The organism is Delftia sp. Cs1-4 (genome assembly GCF_000214395.1).
Lineage (GTDB): Bacteria > Pseudomonadota > Gammaproteobacteria > Burkholderiales > Burkholderiaceae_C > Comamonas > Comamonas acidovorans.
In genome coordinates this window covers 1,088,983-1,105,679 of record NC_015563.1, presented here as the reverse complement: position 1 = coordinate 1,105,679, position 16,697 = coordinate 1,088,983, and the positions used below count along the sequence as shown (strand labels likewise).

General features: G+C 69.7%; 16 protein-coding genes. 2 read left to right on the top strand and 14 right to left on the bottom strand.

Annotated features, from left to right (window positions below):
- Window positions 1–30 precede the first annotated feature (30 nt).
- From DELCS14_RS04870 to DELCS14_RS04820, 11 genes are all read right to left on the bottom strand, one after another.
- Window positions 31–1,002: a LysR family transcriptional regulator gene (locus DELCS14_RS04870; protein WP_013800706.1), complete on the bottom strand. Its 972-nt coding sequence runs from the start codon at window positions 1,000–1,002 to the stop codon at window positions 31–33.
- 84 nt (window positions 1,003–1,086) lie between these two features.
- Window positions 1,087–1,977, bottom strand: a complete 891-nt coding sequence (locus DELCS14_RS04865) for a DMT family transporter (RefSeq protein WP_012207422.1) — start codon at window positions 1,975–1,977, stop codon at window positions 1,087–1,089.
- Complete coding sequence (locus DELCS14_RS04860; protein ID WP_013800705.1) at window positions 1,974–2,981, bottom strand: LysR family transcriptional regulator; 1,008 nt, start codon at window positions 2,979–2,981, stop codon at window positions 1,974–1,976. The genes DELCS14_RS04865 and DELCS14_RS04860 overlap by 4 nt, the downstream gene beginning before the upstream one ends.
- Window positions 2,978–3,958, bottom strand: coding sequence for a quinone oxidoreductase (locus DELCS14_RS04855; RefSeq protein WP_013800704.1), 981 nt, complete (start codon window positions 3,956–3,958; stop codon window positions 2,978–2,980). The genes DELCS14_RS04860 and DELCS14_RS04855 overlap by 4 nt, the downstream gene beginning before the upstream one ends.
- A gap of 131 nt (window positions 3,959–4,089) precedes the next feature.
- Window positions 4,090–5,208: a porin gene (locus DELCS14_RS04850; protein ID WP_013800703.1), complete on the bottom strand. Its 1,119-nt coding sequence runs from the start codon at window positions 5,206–5,208 to the stop codon at window positions 4,090–4,092.
- A 70-nt stretch (window positions 5,209–5,278) separates the two neighbouring features.
- Window positions 5,279–6,277 (bottom strand): tripartite tricarboxylate transporter substrate binding protein, encoded by a 999-nt coding sequence (locus tag DELCS14_RS04845; protein ID WP_013800702.1) that lies wholly within the window; start codon window positions 6,275–6,277, stop codon window positions 5,279–5,281.
- A 46-nt stretch (window positions 6,278–6,323) separates the two neighbouring features.
- Window positions 6,324–7,409, bottom strand: a complete 1,086-nt coding sequence (locus DELCS14_RS04840) for a GTP-binding protein (protein WP_013800701.1) — start codon at window positions 7,407–7,409, stop codon at window positions 6,324–6,326.
- Entirely contained in the window at window positions 7,406–7,771 is a 366-nt protein-coding gene (locus tag DELCS14_RS04835; RefSeq protein WP_013800700.1) for a hypothetical protein, read from the bottom strand. Before DELCS14_RS04835 ends, DELCS14_RS04840 begins: the two co-directional genes overlap by 4 nt.
- Before the next feature lie 8 nt (window positions 7,772–7,779).
- Window positions 7,780–9,576 (bottom strand): hydantoinase B/oxoprolinase family protein, encoded by a 1,797-nt coding sequence (locus DELCS14_RS04830; RefSeq protein WP_012207429.1) that lies wholly within the window; start codon window positions 9,574–9,576, stop codon window positions 7,780–7,782.
- Window positions 9,573–11,669 (bottom strand): hydantoinase/oxoprolinase family protein, encoded by a 2,097-nt coding sequence (locus DELCS14_RS04825; protein WP_013800699.1) that lies wholly within the window; start codon window positions 11,667–11,669, stop codon window positions 9,573–9,575. Before DELCS14_RS04825 ends, DELCS14_RS04830 begins: the two co-directional genes overlap by 4 nt.
- A 14-nt stretch (window positions 11,670–11,683) precedes the next feature.
- Window positions 11,684–12,544, bottom strand: a complete 861-nt coding sequence (locus DELCS14_RS04820) for a fumarylacetoacetate hydrolase family protein (RefSeq protein ID WP_013800698.1) — start codon at window positions 12,542–12,544, stop codon at window positions 11,684–11,686.
- Window positions 12,545–12,699: 155 nt separating this feature from the next.
- Between DELCS14_RS04820 and DELCS14_RS04815 the strand changes: the two genes are divergently transcribed.
- Complete coding sequence (locus DELCS14_RS04815) at window positions 12,700–13,644, top strand: LysR family transcriptional regulator (protein WP_013800697.1); 945 nt, start codon at window positions 12,700–12,702, stop codon at window positions 13,642–13,644.
- Window positions 13,645–13,730: 86 nt separating this feature from the next.
- Here the strand turns inward: DELCS14_RS04815 and DELCS14_RS04810 are convergent, their stop codons facing one another.
- Window positions 13,731–14,126, bottom strand: coding sequence for a RidA family protein (locus DELCS14_RS04810; RefSeq protein WP_013800696.1), 396 nt, complete (start codon window positions 14,124–14,126; stop codon window positions 13,731–13,733).
- A 168-nt stretch (window positions 14,127–14,294) separates the two neighbouring features.
- Here DELCS14_RS04810 and DELCS14_RS04805 point away from each other — a divergent pair, with 168 nt between their 5' ends.
- Window positions 14,295–15,185, top strand: coding sequence for a LysR substrate-binding domain-containing protein (locus DELCS14_RS04805; protein ID WP_013800695.1), 891 nt, complete (start codon window positions 14,295–14,297; stop codon window positions 15,183–15,185).
- 17 nt (window positions 15,186–15,202) lie between these two features.
- Here DELCS14_RS04805 and DELCS14_RS04800 read toward each other — a convergent pair whose 3' ends face one another.
- Window positions 15,203–16,165 (bottom strand): glyoxylate/hydroxypyruvate reductase A, encoded by a 963-nt coding sequence (locus DELCS14_RS04800; protein WP_013800694.1) that lies wholly within the window; start codon window positions 16,163–16,165, stop codon window positions 15,203–15,205.
- Window positions 16,162–16,575: a VOC family protein gene (locus DELCS14_RS04795; RefSeq protein WP_012207434.1), complete on the bottom strand. Its 414-nt coding sequence runs from the start codon at window positions 16,573–16,575 to the stop codon at window positions 16,162–16,164. The genes DELCS14_RS04800 and DELCS14_RS04795 overlap by 4 nt, the downstream gene beginning before the upstream one ends.
- Between the last annotated feature and the right edge of the window lie 122 nt (window positions 16,576–16,697).

Below are 16,697 nucleotides of genomic sequence, written 5' to 3'. Positions count from 1 at the left end.
TCTGGCCTGAACGGCCGGACCTGATCCCGGTCAGCCCCCGGAAAGGGCGGCGGCACGTGTGGCCGCCGCCCTTTCCAGTTCTTCCATGGTCAGCAGATAGTCCGGGCAGTCCTGCAGCCGCTGCACGGCCAGGTCGATGAAGGCACGCACGCGCCGGGGCAGCGCGTCGCGGCTGCCGTAGTAGACATGCAGGCCGATGTGCTCGCTGACATGCGCCAGCAGCACGGGCACCAGGCGCCCCGCGCGGATGTGCGCGGCCGCGCAGATGTTGGACAGCTGGCCCAGCACCTGGCCGGCCAGCACGGCATGCAGCTCCAGCTCGGCATCGTTGGTGGACAGGGCCGGCTGCAGGTAGCGGTGCGTGAGCTCGCCATCGACCGGCAGGTACCAGGGCATCACCGTGTCCGTGGCCGCATGGCGGAACATGCTGCAGCGGTGCGCGGCCAGCTCGTCCAGCGACCGGGGCACGCCATGGCGCTGCAGGTACTGCGGCGCCGCGCAGACGATGAGCTGCACGGGAAACAGCCGCCGCCCGATCACGCTTTCATCGGGCGAGGCGCCGATGCGAAACCCCGCATCGACCCGGTCCAGCACCCAGTTGCCTATGCCGTCGTCCAGCCGCACATCGGGGACGATGCCCGGGTGCAGGCGGCAGAACTCATCGAGCAGCGGCATCAGCACGGGCGCAAAGCAGGACTTGGGGCCCACGATGCGCAACGGCCCCGCAATGCCCTCGCGGCTGTCGCGTGCCAGGTTCAGTGCGCGGTCCAGCGCGGCCAGCGCCGGCTGGGTGTCCTGCAGGAAACGCTGGCCCTCCTCGGTCAGGGCCAGGCTGCGCGTGGTCCGGTGCAGCAGGCGCACGCCCAGGTGCTGCTCCAGATGGGCCACCGCCTGGCTGGCGGCCTGGGGGCTCACGCCCTGGGACAGCGCCGCCTGGCGCAGGCTGCCCAGCTCGACCGCCTTGGCAAAGGTGGCGATGGCGCGCAGTTCATTGATGGGCATGGTGCGGAAATCCGGTATTCGTGGGCTGACAGTGCCGCAGTATCCCGCCTTTGCGCATGCCCTGCCCGCGGCTTGCGGGGCAAGCTAGCGCCCCTGGCGCGCCAGCCACACGCCGGCTGCCGTCAAGGCCATGCCCGCCAGCGCCAGGCCGCCCAGCGTCTCGCCGAACATGGCCCAGGCGATCAGGGCCGTGGCCGGCGGCGTCAGGTAGAACAGGCTGGCCACGTGCACGGCGCCGCCGCGGCGTATCAGCAGGTTGAGCAGGCTGACCGCGCCCACGGACAGCACCAGCACCAGCCAGCCCAGCGCGAACAGGAACTCGCCGCTCCAGCGCACCTGCATGGTTTCCGTGGCCAGGGCCAGCGCCCCCGTCGCCACCAGGCAGGGCAGGTACTGGATGACCGAGCCCGTGCGCAGATCAAACGAGGGGCAGAACCGCTTCTGGTACAGCGTGCCGGCCGTGATGCCGGCCAGCGCCACCACGGCCGGCACCAGCATGGCCAGCAGGGCATGGACCGGCACCGAGGCGATCTTGCCCGCCACTACCAGGGCCACGCCCGTGAAGCCCAGCGCCAGCCCGGCCCACTGCCGGGGACGCACGGACTCGCCCAGCAAGGTGCCGGCCACCAGGGCCGTGATCAGCGGCTGCAGCCCCACCACCAGGGCCGTCACGCCCGAAGGCAGGCCGTGGGCGATGGCCGTGAACACCCCGGCCAGGTACACGCCATGCACGAACAGCCCTGACACGCCAATGTGCAGCCACTGGCGTGCCGACCGCGGCCAGGGCGCGCGCAGCACCAGGGCCACCGCCGCCATCAGCACCAGGACGATGGCATAGCGCAGCGTCAGAAAGGTCAGCGGCTCCACATAGGGCAGGCCGAACTTGGCGCCGATGAAGCCCGTGCTCCACAGCAGCACGAACAGCCAGGGAAGCAAGGCGGCCGCCATGGCGGGCGGCGAGGTTTTTTGGGTCATGGAGCGGATGCGGAAAAGGGCGGCGGCAGGGGTTGGGGCGGCGCCAGTGTGTCATGCCCCGTGCGCCAGGGGCTGCGCGTGGCAAACCACCGCACCAGGCAGTCGCGCAGCGCCGCCATGGCCGCGCTGCTGAACGCCGCCGAGGGCCGCACGAAGTAGATGCCCGAGGCGCCATCCAGGCGCCATTGCGGCAGCACCCGCACCAGCCGGCATGCGGCCATGTACTCGCTCATCAGCCAGTCGCCGCCGGCCAGAATGCCCACGCCCATGACGGCGGCCGTGAGCAGGGCCTCGCTGTCATTGCTGACCATGGGGCCGCGCACCAGCACGGTGTGCCGGGCCTGGCCCTGAGGCACATCGCCCGATGCGCCACCGTGCACCAGCTCCCATTGCGGAAACGATTGCAGCCCCGTGAAGCCCAGGCAGCGGTGCGCCGCCAGGTCCTCGGGGTGCACCGGCGTGCCGTGGGCCTGCAGATAGGCGGGAGCGGCGCCCAGGATGCGCTGGTGCCCGCCCAGCCGCAGCGCCACGAGACGGCTGTCCGCCAGCCGGCCTATGCGCACCGCCGCGTCGAAGCGCTCGCCCACGATGTCCACGAAGCGGTCCGCATACTCCACCTCCAGCACGATCTGCGGATGCGCCAGCGCAAACTCGGCCAGCAGCGGGCTGAGCCAGCGCCGCCCCATGGCGGCCGGCAGCGACAACCGCAGCCGGCCCCGCGCCTGCGAGGCGCCCTGGGCGGCCTCCTTCTGGGCATCGGCGATCAGGCCGGCCGCCTGGCGCACCTTGTCCACCAGGCGCAGGCCCTCGTCGGTCAGGTGCAGATGGCGTGTGCTGCGCTCCACCAGCCGCACGCCCAGCCGGGTCTCCAGCGCGTTCAGGCGTTTGGACAGCACGGACGGATGGCGCAGCAAGGCCCGCCCCGCCGCAGCGAAGGAGCCTTGTTCATGCAGCGCCACCAAGGCCGCCAGTTCATCGGCGTGCTGGCTGTCCAGAAGGTTCATGGGGTCAGGATGATCGCACCTTGGGAGCGTCCCTGCTCCAGATCGCCATGCGCCTGCGCCACCTCCGCCAGCGCATACCGGCGCCAGACGCCGGGCACGATGATGCCGGCCGCCACGGCGGCCAGCACGTCCCGTGCGCGCTCCTGGTACTCGGCCGCCGTGGCCGTGTGCGCGGCCAGCGAGGGGCGCGTGAGGAACAGCGAGCCCTTGGCATTGAGCGTGGCCACCGAGATGGGATCGGGCAGGCCGGAGGTCGCGCCGAAGGACACCAGCAGGCCGCGCGGGCGCAGGCAGTCCAGCGAGGCGCCCAGCGTCGTGCGGCCGATGGGGTCGTAGACCACGTCGGCCTTCAGGCCCCCGGTGGCCTGCAGCACCTGGCCCGGCAGCGTGGCCGCGTCGAACACGAAGACCTCGTCGCAGCCGGCCGCCCGCGCGCGCTCCACGCTGGCCGCCTTGGACACCACGCCGATCACCAGGGCGCCCAGGTGCCTGGCCCAGGCGCACATCAACTGGCCCAGCGCACCGGCGGCGCCATAGATCACGATGCGGCTGCCGGGGCCCACGGCATGGGTGGTCTTGAGCAGGTACTGCGCCGTGATGCCCTTGAACAGCACGGCCGCCGCCGCGTCGTCAGGCAGCGCATCGGGCAGCTTCACCAGGCGCTCGGCCGGATACAGGCGGGCGCTGGCATAGGCGCCCAGCGGCCCCGTGGCGTAGCCCACGCGCTCGCCCACGGCCACATTCGTCACGCCCTCGCCCACGGCGGCCACCCTGCCCGCGCCCTCCAGCCCCAGGCCCGAGGGAAAGGCGATGGCGACCGCGCCCTTGCGCTGGCTCACGTCCAGCGGATTCACGCCGATGGCCGTCTGCTCCAGCCAGACCTGGCCGGGGCCGGGCGCCTGCACCTCGACCGGCTCCAGGCGCATGGCGTCGGGGGTGCCTGCGGCGTCCATGCGGACCTTGATCAATGGATTCATCTCGCTGCTCCGTGAAATGGGTGCAGCGTAGAAGAAGCGATTGACGGCAGCAATAGGCCGGCGTGCAGTTCACTGCTGCATGGGGTGCAGCAATGACCACGAACCAGCGCGCAGGCTGCCCATGCTGCCCGTCAGAAGTCGTGCCGGATGCCCAGCTCGAAGGCCGTGGAGGCGCGCCCGCCAAAGTAATTGGCCGCGGCCGGATTGCCGCTGACTGCCGCCCCTCCGGCAATGGCGAAGGCCGCCCCATTGCGGTTGGACATGCGGGCCGCATGCGCGTACAGCGCCGTGCGCCGCGACAGCGAGTGCACATAGCCCAGCGCCCACAGGTCGGCATCGCTGGCGCTTTGCGCCGCCGTTGCGCCCTTCTGGTCGGCCTTGACGTAGCTGAGCTTGACCACGCCGCTGCCCACGGGAACGCTCATGCCCACCAGGGTGTTGACCGTGCGGTCCACGCCATGCACCCAGCGGCGCTGGGCCAGGCTGGCCTTGAGCCAGCCGAAGTCGTAGGAGACACCGTAGCTCTGGTCCTTGAAATGGATGCCGCTCAGGGTGTTGCGCGTGGTGAACTGCGCGCCCGCCACGTTCCAGCCCGCGCCCGCCCAGCCCAGCCGAAAGCCGTTGCCGCGCGTCTGGCCTGCCGCGGTGGCGCCCTTCTCGCCCAAGGTGGCGATCAGGCTGCCGGACACGCCTTGCAGCCCGCCCAGGCCGGCCGGCAGGAAATACTCCACCGCATTGCTCACGCGCAGCGTGGGATTGGCAGCCTGCGACTCCGGCGCCGTGCCGAAGGCCTGGCCCAGCGCGCGGGAAGCCGTGAACGAGCGAAAGCCATTGGCGCTGCCGATGCCCAGCGTGGCAAACGGATCGAAGCCGCTCCACACCAGGTGCGTGGGCACCCAGTCCCGCCCCAGCCGCAGCTCGCCCCATTGGCGCGAGGCCAGGCTGACCGTGGAGCGCCGGTCCCAGAATGGGCCGCTGGTGCCCATGGCGCCGGTGTCGGCCAGCAGGCTGCCGTCCAGGTAGAAGCCCGCGCTCAGGCCGTCGCCCAGGTCCTCCTGCCCCCGCAATACCAGCTTGCTGGTGGAGTTGGCGCCGCTGGCCTGCGAGGTGACGGTTCCCAGGCCCTGGTTGCGCACCTGCCTGACGCTCACATCGACGGTGCCCGAGATCGATACCGAGGACTGCGCGCCCGCATGCGCGGCGGCCAGCCCCAGCGAGGCGGCCAGGGCATGGCGTATGAATACCTGCATGTTGTCTCCTTGTGATTTTTTGCTTTGCTCTTTGCTCTTTTTTTTCGGGCGTGGGCCGGTGTCTGCCCGGCTACTCGGGCTTGAAGCCCGCGCCCTTGAGCAGCGCAGCGCTCTGCGCCACATCGGCGGCGATGAAGCGCTTGAACTGCTCGGTGCTCTCCGAAACCGTGTCGATGCCCAGGCTCGCGAAGGCGCCGGACCTGGCCAGCTCGGCCACCGCCGCGTTGGAGGCCTGGTTCAGCCGCTGCACCCGGTCGGCAGGCGTGTCCTTGGGCGCCCACAGTCCGTACCAGGAGGTGTAGGCAAACCGCGGCAGGCCGCTTTCCTGCATGGTGGGCACCTCGGGCGCCAGCGGGCTGCGCTTGCCGGAGGTGATGGCAATCGGCCGCACCTTGCCGGCCTTGGCCAGCGGCAGCACGGAGACCATGGAGTCGAGCAGCAGGTCCACATGGCCGCCGCCCACATCCACCAGGGCGGGTTGCGTGCCCTTGTAGGGCACGTACTCGAGGCGCATGCGGCCCTGCTGGGCCAGCAGCAGCGTGGCCAGGTGGCTGGGTGCGCCCACGGCGGGAATGGCCGCCGTCCACGTGCTCTTGGCGCCTGCGGCCAGCACCTCGCCCAGCTTGCTGTGGGGCAGCTGCGGCGAGATCACCAGCATCAGCGGCGCCTCGCCCACGCGCGCCACGGGGACAAAGTCGGTCTGCGGGTCATAGGGCGGATGGGCCAGCACCTGCTTGGCCAGCACATGCGTGGCGGCCGAGAACAGCAGGGTGTAGCCATCCGGTGCGGCCGCCAGCACCGCGCGGCCGCCCACCACGCCGCTGCCGCCCACGCGGTTCTCGACGATGACCGTCGTGCCCAGCTGCTTGCGCAACTGCTCGGCAAACAGGCGCGCCGCGCTGTCCACGCCGCCGCCCGCCACGAACGGGACGATGACCTTGACCATCTTGCCCGGCTCGGGAAAGGCGGCGGGCGCAGTGGACGAGGCCATGCTGGCGATGGGCAAGGCAGCCAGCGCACCAAGTAAGGCGCCCAGCACCGGCCCCTTCAGCCGTGTCAGAGTTTTCATGCTTTGTCTCCTGTTTCTTTTGAAAATGGGCCGGCCGTTGCGTGGCTCAGCCCGGGTCCTGAATCGGCGCGCGCCGCCTGTGCCTGCGCACCAGCACGCTCAGCGTGTCGTCCAGGGCCTGGGCATCCAGCCCCCGCGTGATGAAGACGATGCGCGTGCGCCGATCGGCACCCGGCCAGCGGGGCAGCGTCTGCGGCGGGGCGAACAGGTGCTGCACGCCATGGATGACCAGGGGCTGGTCCGGGTGCTCCTGCAGGTGCACGATGCCTTTGACGCGCAGCAGGTCATCGCCGCGCATGGCCGTGACCCAGTCCATCCATTCGCCGAACGCCTGCGCGGGCAGGGGCTCGTCGCGCTGCAGCACAAAGGACGAGATGCCGTCGCGGTGCGTTCCTGCCGGCGCAGTCACCGGAGCTGTCACCGGAGCCATGGCCCGGTAGCCGGGTGCCTGGAGCATGCCCGCAGCGGCGTCCTCCTGCCCCGTTGCGCCTTCCGACATCAGCCGCTGCAGCAGCGCCACATGGTGGGCGGGGTCCATGCCTTGCGGCGCCTCGCCGTTGATGGCCTGCACCTGGGCCAGCAGTTGCGCAGCGGGCTGTGCGCCGCCCAGCAAGTCTGTCTTGGTCAGCAGCACCAGGTCAGCCACAGCCAGTTGCCGCACGGCTTCGGGATAGCCTGCCAGCGTGGCGCTGCCCAGCACGGCATCGACCGTGCAGGCCACGCCGGCCAGCGCATAGCGCGCCCGCACGGCGGGCTCGCCCAGGAAGGAGCGCAGTATCGGCCCCGGGTCCGCGAGGCCGCTGGTTTCGATCAGCACGCGGCGCGGCGCGCCCTGTTCGCGCAGGGCCAGGCGCTCCAGCGCCTCCACCAGATCGCCGCGCACGCTGCAGCACAGGCAGCCATTGGCCAGCAGCACCGTGTCCTCGCAGGCCAGGCTGGTCAGGTCCTGGTCGATGCCGACCGCACCGAACTCGTTGACGATGACGGCCGTCCCGTGCAGGTCCGGCAGCGCCAGCAGCCGGTTGAGCAGCGCGGTCTTGCCGCTGCCCAGAAAGCCCGTGAGCACGGTGACCGGAATGCGCTGGCCCGCCGCTTCGGGCAGGGCCAGCAGGCTGGAGAAATGCCCGCTCATGACGCCACCCCACCATGCACCTCGGCGAACGAGCGCAGCGTGCGCTCCAGCCGCGCCAGCGCCCACTGCGCCACGGCCTGCGGCACCTCGTCCGAGCCCAGCGCATCGAGCAGGCCGCGCAGCGGCTGCGCGCCCTGCCCGGCTGCGGGCCGGGCACGGAACCAGGCCGCCACCTCGGGCTGCTCGCAGCGCTCGCCCCCGTCCTGCAGGTAGTCCACGATGTCCAGCTCGAAGTCCTCCAGCCGCAGGCTGATGCCGCCCGCCCCGCAGGCGCAGGCACCGCCCAGGGCGACATGGCGCAGCGCCAGGGCGCACCACAGGTCCCAGAGCCGGCCGGCGTGCAGGGCGTGGTCGGACGCCATGGCCGTGCTCACTGCCCGTCCCAGGCCACGGCGGCAGCCGCTGCACCGGATGCCCCGGGCACTCTGGGCGCACTGCGCAGCGCCTGCGTGCCCTCGTGATCCACCTGTCCCTGGCCATCCAGCGCCACGCGGTAGACCTCGCGGGCCACCTGGGCGCTCACATAGCCCTCGCGCACGTCCTCGGCCACCTTGTCCAGTTCGCGCGCCAGCGGGTCGCCAAAGCCCCCGCCGCCGCCAGACAGCATGCGGTAGGCATCGCCGCGCTCCAGGCGCACGTTGAAGATCTTGGCGTTGGCATGGTCGGTCTTCCACTCGCCCTTGTGGCGCACGGCCAGGCCGTTGCCCATGGCGTCGCCGCCGCCCTCCAGGCCCCAGGGCTTGCAGTGCACGCGGTCGATGCGCGTGGTGACGGTGAAGGGCGACAGCGCCTGCACCACCATCTCCGCGCCCAGGCCGCCCCGGTACTGGCCCGCGCCGGCCGAGTCCTGGCGGATCTCGTACTTCTCCACCAGCACCGGGTACTTGGCCTCGAGCTGCTCGGTGGGGCTGTTGTGGGTGTCGCCGTCATTGATGCAGACGGTGACGGACACGCCGTCCTCGCGGCTCTTGGCGCCCCAGCCGCCGCCCAGCGGGCCGATGCCGACGATGAACAGCCGCCCGTCCTCGGGCGAGATGCCATGGATGTTGGGAAACACCAGGTCCGCGTGGTGGCCCGCGATGGAGCGGTCGGGAATCGCCGGCGCCAGGGCCTTGAAGATGGTGTCGATCACCGTCATGGGGAAGGTCATCCACACGCGCATGGGATAGGGCCTCTCGGCGCTGATCACCGTGCCCATGGGCATGATCACCTTGAGCGGCCGGAAGCTCCCGTCGTTGACCGGGTAGTCGGTCGGCGTGGTGAGGCATTTGTAGGCCACCTGCGCGCAGGCGATGCCCGTGGTGAAGCCGGAGTTGTAGAAGCCGCGCACCTGCTTGGAGACATCCGACAGGTCCACCGTCATCTCGTCGCCCTGCACCGTGACCTTGACGCGGATGGGAATGCGCTTGCCGATGTCCAGCCCGTCGTCGTCCATGAAGGACTCGGCCTCGTACACGCCATCGGGAATCGACAGCGTGTTCTTGCGCGCCACGGCCTCGCTGGAATCCATGATCTGCGCGATGGCGCCGTTGACCGCATCCACGCCATAGCGCTGCAGCAGTTCCACATAGCGGCGCTCGCCCGTGGTGATGGCCGTGATCTGCGCGCGCAGATCGCCCAGGGCCCGCTCGGCCAGGCGCACGTTCATCGCGATGATGTCGATCAGGTCCTGGTTGACCTCGCCCTGGCGCTGGTACTTCATGATGGGGATCTGTATCCCCTCGCTGAAGATGTCCGTGGTGACGTTGCCCAGCGTGCCGCCCACGTCCAGCCAGTGGGCCATGCAGCAGGTGAAGCCTTCGAGCCGGCCCTCATGGAACACCGGCATGGTGAACGTGAAGTGGTTCAGGTGGCTGCCGGTGGTGTAGGCATCGTTGGTGACCAGGATGTCGCCGGGCAGGATGTTCTCGTAGCCGAAGTGGCGGATCTTGGCCTTGACCGTCTCCGACATGCCGCGGATGAACATGGGCAGGCCCAGGCCGATGGACACCGTATCGCCCTCGCGCGTGAACAGGCCGACCGTGAAGTCCAGCGCCTCGTAGATGATGAGGTTGTAGGCCGTGCGCGTCAGGTTGGTCTTCATCTCCTCCGTGACGGCGTACAGGCCGTTGCGGATGATCTCGACCGTGACCGGATCGACGGGCCTGGAGTCAGTGGGGTGGTTCATGTGCGGTCGCTCCCGATGTCGATTTGCAGATTGCCCAGTTCGTCCACGCGCAGCCGGTCGCCGGGCTGCACGACGGTGGTGGATGCGTGTTCCTCGATCAGCGCGGGCCCCGCGATCTCGTTGCCCGCCAGCAGGCGCTCGCGCAGATGCACCGGCGTGTCCACCCAGCCGCTGGAGCGGAAATAGACGGGCTTGACCGTGCGCACGGAGGCACGGCTGGGCTCGGCACTGCCGCGCTCCACGCTGTGCCTGGGCGGTTTCTTCATCGTGCCCAGCACCGTGACGCGCAGGCTCACGAGATCGGCCGGCTCCTGCGGGGCCGAGGTGCCGTAGCGCACCTTGTGCAGCTCGTCGAACTGGCGCTTGATGGCCGAGCGGTCCCGGCCCTCGAAGAAGGCCATGGGCAGGTCCACGGTCACCGCATGCTCCTGGCCCACGTAGCGCATGTCGGCGGCGCGCTCGATCACGATGCCGTCCGGCGCGATGCCGGACTGCGCCAGCGCGGCGCGGCCCTCGTCCTCCATGCTCTGGTAGGCGGCCTCGATCTCCTCGAAGGACACCTCGCCCAGCTTGCGGAACACCGAGCGCACATAGTCGTAGCGCAGGTCGGAGAACAGCATTCCGTAGGCCGAGAAATAGCCGGGCGCATAGGGAATCAGCACCTTGCGGATGCCGATCTCGCGCGCAATGGCCGAGGCGTGCAGCGGCCCCGCGCCGCCGTAGACGACCATGGTGAAGCTGCCCGCATCCAGGCCGCGCTCGGTGGTCACGGCCTTGACGGCATGCGACATCTGCGTCACGGCGATGCGCAGGATGCCGTCGGCCGCCTCGGTGGGCTCCAGGCCCAGCGGGGTCGCCACGCGCTCGGCCATCTGGCGCTGGCAGGCGTCCATGTCCAGCTGCAGCTCGCCGCCCAGGAAATGCTCCGCGTCCAGCCGGCCCAGCACCAGGTTGGCGTCGGTCACCGTGGGCTCCAGCCCGCCACGGCCATAGGCCACGGGGCCGGGGATGGAGCCGGCGCTCTGCGGGCCCACGCGCAGCGCGTTGCCCGTCTCCACGCGGGCGATGGAGCCGCCGCCCGTGCCCACTTCGTGGATGTCCATCATCGGGATCTGTATCGGCAGGGCCTGCTCGTAGCCGCCGATCAGCGCCGAGCCCGTGGTCAGCGGCCGGCCTTCGCTGATCACGCCGGCCTTGGCCGTGGTGCCGCCCATGTCGAAGGCGATGGCATCGCCCATGCCCAATTGCGCACAGATGGCCTGGGCGCCGATCACGCCGGCCGCCGGCCCCGATTCGAGCATGCGCACGCAGCCCACCTTGGCATGCTCGACCGGGAACAATCCGCCCGTGGACTGCACGATGTAGAAGTCGCCCTCGAAGCCCTTGCCGCCCAGGTGGTTCTCCAGCTGGCCCAGGTACTGCGACACGCGCGGCCCCACATAGGCATTGGCCACGGCGGTGGACACGCGCTCGAACTCGCGGTACTCCTGCGACAGCTCGTGCGAGGCGCAGACAAAGGCGCCCGGCATCTCTTCCTGCAGGATCTGCTTGACGCGCTGCTCGTGCGCCGGATTGCGGTAGGAGTGCAGCAGCAGCACGGCCACGGCCTCCACGCCCTGCCCTGCCAGCTCGCGGGCCAGCTCGCGCACGGCCGCCTCGTCCAGCGGCTTGTGCAGGCTGCCGTCGGCGCGCAGGCGCTCGGACACCTCATGGCGCAGCGAGCGCCGCACCAGCGGCTGGTGCTTGTTGAAGAACAGGTTGTAGGCATCGGGCCGGTTCACGCGGCCGATCTCGTAGATGTCGCGGAAGCCCTCGGTGATCAGCAGCGCGGTGTGGGCGCCGTTGCGCTCCAGCAGCGTGTTGATGGCAATGGTGGAGCCGTGCAGGAACAGATGGCCGTCGCGCCAGTCGATGCCCGCGCTGTCTATCGTGGCCTGGATGCCGTTGACCAGCTCGCCATGCGTGGACAGGGCCTTGCCGAACAGAAGCTGGCCGCTGGCCTCGTCGAACGCCGCCATGTCGGTGAAGGTGCCGCCGATATCGACGGCAATGCGCAGCCGGGGCCGCTGCGAAATCGCTTGTTGGTTATCCATGAATTTCTCCGGAGTCAGACGGCAGCGGTATCAGTGCCAACGCGGTTGCGCAGCACGCCCAGGCCCGTGATCTCGACCTCGACCACATCGCCATGCTTCATGTACAGAGGCGGCTCGCGGCGGTCGCCCACGCCGCCCGGCGTACCCGTGGCGATCACATCGCCGGGCGACAGCGGCGTGAAGCGCGACACATAGGCCACGATGGTGGGGATGTCGAAGATCAGGTCGCCCAGGCTGGCCTGCTGCACCACGCCGCCGTTCAGGCGCGTCTGCAGCGCCAGGCTGCGCACGTCGGCCACCTCGTCGCGCGTGACCAGCCAGGGGCCGAAGGGCGCCGTGCCGGGAAAGTTCTTGCCGGGCGTGAACTGGTGCGTATGGCGCTGCCAGTCGCGCACGCTCACATCGTTGAAGCAGGCATAGCCGGCGATGTGATCGAAGGCATCTTCCTTTGCAATGTGGCGCCCGCCCCGGCCGATGACGAAGGCCAGCTCGCCCTCCCAGTCGAAACGCTCCGAGAAGGCCGGGCGCAGCAGCTCGTCGCCATCGGCGGCCAGGCTGTCGTTGAAGCGCAGGAACAGCGACGGGTGCTCGCTGTCGGCGCGCCGCGTCTCGGCCACATGGGTCTTGTAGTTCAGGCCCACGCAGATGAGCTTGCCGGGGTTGGGGATGACGGGCAGCGCCTGGGTCTGCGCCGCATCGACGGACACGGCGCCGGCCTGCAGGGCCTGCTCCAGCTCGCCCAGCGCCTGTGCGCGCAGCACGGACAGCAGGTCGGGATGGCGGGCGAGAAATTCGGCGGGCGGCAGCAGGAAGCGCTCGGCCAGAACCTGCCCGTAGCGGGGCTGTCCGGCATGGATGAAGCTGGCGAGTTTCAACGGATTTTCCTTAGGTTCGGTGTCTGGAAAACCTGCCAAGGCAAGGCCGCTGGCAAGGCATGACTGCACTGTAGAAATCCCGTTGATATCTGAATAGATAGAATTTCAGGCTTTCAGAATTGCCTCATCAGGCATACCTCAACCGGGTAACCACCATGCACCTGCCCAGCGTCAAGCTCTTCCTCGAGGTCTCCGAAGCCGGCAGCATCAGCAAGGTCGCGGCACGGCGGCACACCGTTCAGTCGCACATCAGCCGGCAGATCAGCGAATTCGAAGCGTCGCTGGGCGGCCCCTTGCTGCGGCGCACGGGCCGGGGCGTCACGCTGACGCCGCTGGGCGCGCGGGCCGCGCTGCGGCTGCGCAGCTGGCTGCAGGAAACCGAGCAATTGCAGGAAACGCTGCGTGCGGACGCAGGCCAGCTATGGGGCGAGGTGCGGCTGGGCATCGTGCCCTCGGCCGCCCACCCGCTGATGACGCATGTGTTCGACTGGCTGCAGCGCGAGCACCCGGGCATACGCCTGAACATCACCGAGGCCCAGGGCACGGAGCTCGATGCGCTGCTGGACAGCGGCGCCGTGGACCTGGCCATCCTCTTTCGCTTCGCGCGCCCGGCCGGCGGCGACGAGCGGCTGCTGAGCACCGCGCACAGCTATCTGGTGTCGCGCCCTGGCGATCCCTTGACCCTGGCGCCCACCACGGAGTTCGCCGCGCTCGATGGCCTGCAACTGGTGCTGCCGCGCCGCCCCAGCCATTGGCGCGACGCGCTCGATGAGGCCGCGCACAGCCACGGCTTTCGGCTCGCGGCGGCCGCCGAGGCCGACTCGCTGACCGTGCAAAAGGAGCTCGTGGCCCACGCGCCCGGCCTCTACTCGGTGATCGGCCCGTACTCCATCGATGCCGAACTGCGCCAGGGCCGGCTGCAGGCCAGCCGCCTGGTCAACCCCGGCCTGGTGCGCCATGTGACGCTGGCCCTGCCCCGGCACGGCAAGCTCACCCAGGCCTGCCGCGTGGTGGGCGATGCCATCGAGGCATTGACGCAGGCCTGGGGGCAGCAGCTGTCGCCGGGGCCGCTGAGCACCTCGGGACTGCTCGGCGGTTGAAGGGATCAGATATCGGCCCCATCGGCTCCAGTCGTCGGCCATGCACGCCGTGGCCAGACCATCGGAACAGAACGGCCGCAACCATGTCAGCGGGCCTGGCCATCACGCACGGCTGCAATGGCTTCGATCTCGATCATGGCCGCCGGGTCGTAGAGCGCCTGGATCTGTGCAATCGTGTCGGCCGGATAGGGGGCGCCGAAGAACTCGCGGCGCAGGGCAACCACCTCGTCGAAGTGGCCCATGTCGGTGACGAAGATGGTGACCTTGATCACGTCCTTCAGGCTGGAGCCGCCCGCCTCCAGCGCGCGGTGCAGATTGGCAAACGCCTGCCGGCCCTGGTCCAGGAAGCCGCCCGGCACGATGCGGCCATCGTCTCCGGCGCCGGCCTGGCCGGAGATGAACAGCAGCTCGCCAAAGCGAATGCCTTGCGACAGCAAAAACGGCTCGTAGGGGTCGGGTTGCGTGGTGACACGGTGCAGCATGGTTTCATTTCCTTCATCCATCCCCGGCAGGATCGCGCTTGGGGCATGGGTGAACGATAGGGAAGCCGGATGATTGCGACAAAGGTTCATTTGTCAGGCATAAGATGAGTTTTCCTCACCCCATTGCTCACCCCATTCCTCACCCGCCCCTTGCGTCCTCCAGCCCTCATGCAACGCAACCAGCTGCCGCTTTCCGCACTGCGCGCCTTCGAGGCCGCCGCACGCCTGGGCAGCTTCAAGCAGGCCGCCGACGACCTGGCCGTGACACCCACGGCCATCAGCCACCAGATCCGCGCGCTGGAGGAACAGCTGGGCCTGGCGCTGTTCGATCGCCAGGTACGCAAGGTGGTGCTGACCGAGGCCGGCGCGCAGCTCTATCCGGTGCTGCGCGATGGTTTCGACGCCTTTGCCGCCACGCTGGAGCGCCTGCAGCAAAAGCGCCTGCGCGCCCAGGTCAGCATCTCGGCCACCAATGCGTTCACCGTGAAATGGCTGGTGCCGCGCATGGCCAGCTTCCGCGCGATGCACCCCGAGGTGGACTTGCAACTGCAGGCCTCGGACGATGTGGTGGACCTGCGCTCTCATGCCGTCGATATCGCCGTGCGCTACGGGCGCGGCCCTTATCCGGGCCTGGTGGCCGAGCCCCTGTTCAGCGACCGCTTTGCGCCCGTGGCCAATCCCCGGCTGGGCGTGCTGGGTCCGGCCGACCTGGCCCGCCTGCCGCTGATCCGCTTTGACTGGAAGACGGCGCACGCCAGCAATCCCACCTGGGAGCGCTGGTTTGACGAGGCAGGCCTGGCCTGGAATTCACCGGCGGGGCAACTGCGCTTTTCCGATGAGGGCCATGCCATCCAGGCGGCCATCGCCGGTCATGGCATTGCCCTGGTGAGCCTGGCCCTGGTGGCCGAGGACATTGCGGCCGGCCACCTGCTGCAGCCCTTCGGCCCCTCGATCACCGGCCATACCTACCATCTGGCCGTGGGCGAGCAACGGAAGCCGGGCCCCCATGTGCGCGCCGTCATGGACTGGCTCAGAAGCCAGTCCATGACCGTGCCATAGCCGTACCGTAGCCGCCCTCAATAGCCCCGTGCCGCGTCCACCGCCTGCGGCAGCTCGCCGCTGGCGCGCCAGCGCCGGATGTTGCCCGCCACGATGGCCGATGCCGTCGCGCGGTCCGTGGGTGCCGAGATGTGGGGCAGCACGGTCACGGCGGGGTGCGCCCACTGCCAGGACGCTTCTGGCAGGGGCTCCTGCTCGAACACGTCCAGCACGGCATGGGCCAGGCGGCCGCTGTCCAGGGCGGCGCGCAGCGCGGCATCGTCCACGATGGGGCCGCGCGCAAAGTTGATCAGCGAGGCATGGGCGGGCAGCGCGGCCAGCGCCTGCGCGCCGACGATGCCGCGCGTCTGCGGCGTGAGCGGCAGCAGGCATACGAGGATGTCGGTCTGCGCCAGCATGGCGGGCAGCTCGGCATCACCCGCATGGCATTGCACGCTTTCCATGTGCCTGGGCGTGCGGCTCCAGCCGCGCACCTGGAAGCCCGCCGACAGCAGCCGCTGCGCGGCGGCCTTGCCCAGTGCGCCCAGGCCCAGCAGCGATACCGTCCTGTCCTGCGCGCGCACGCCGTCATGCGCCAGCCATTGGCGTGCGGCCTGCTGCCGGGCATAGCGCGGCATGTCGCGGTGCAGGTACAGGGTCCAGGCCAGCACGGCCTCGGCCATGGTGGCGGCCAGTTGCGGGTCCACCAGGCGGACGATGCGCAGGTCGGTATCGCCCAGGTCGGCCACCAGGCGCTCCACGCCGGCCCAGACGCTGTGCACCCATTGCAGGCGCGGCAGCGTGCGCAGGTCGGCAGGCTGGGGGTTGGCGACGATGGCGACCTCGCAGGCCGCGCGTTGATCCGCATCCAGCGTATCGAGCGCCACCACGCGCTCCTCGGGCAGGGCGGCCTGCAGGGCCTGCAGCCAGGCCTGGGCTGCCGGGTAGCCGGGTGCGCAGACGAAAGGAAGCGGGGGGAGCGGGGGCAGCGAACCGCTCATTTGGCGAAGACCTTGTCCAGATCGGCGAAGCCCTTGACCTCGATGGGATTGCCGCTGGGGTCGCGGAAGAACATGGTGGCCTGCTCGCCGGGCTCGCCCTCGAAGCGGATGCCGGGCTGCAGCACGAAATCCACTACGCCGCCCGACAGCCGCGCGGCCAGGGCCTTCCAGTCGTCCATGGCCATCACCAGGCCCAGGTGGGGCATGGGCACCATGTGGTCGCCCACGCGGCCGGTGTTCGTGACCGGGAAGGGCTCACCCAGGTGCAGCGAGATCTGGTGGCCGAAGAAGTCGAAGTCCACCCAGGTCTCGGTGCTGCGGCCTTCCTGGCAGCCTAGCAGCGTGCCGTAGAAGGCGCGCGCTTCGTCCAGATCGCGGACATGGTAGGCAAGGTGGAAACTGGTGCGCATGGCTGATCCTTTGGTTGTGCTTGTGGTGCAGGCAGGTTCGCAGGCCGTGGCCTGCCGTGGGTGGCGCGAGCCTAGCAGAGGCTTTTCAAAAGTGATAGCGTTGATTTCTTTGCAATCCCCAA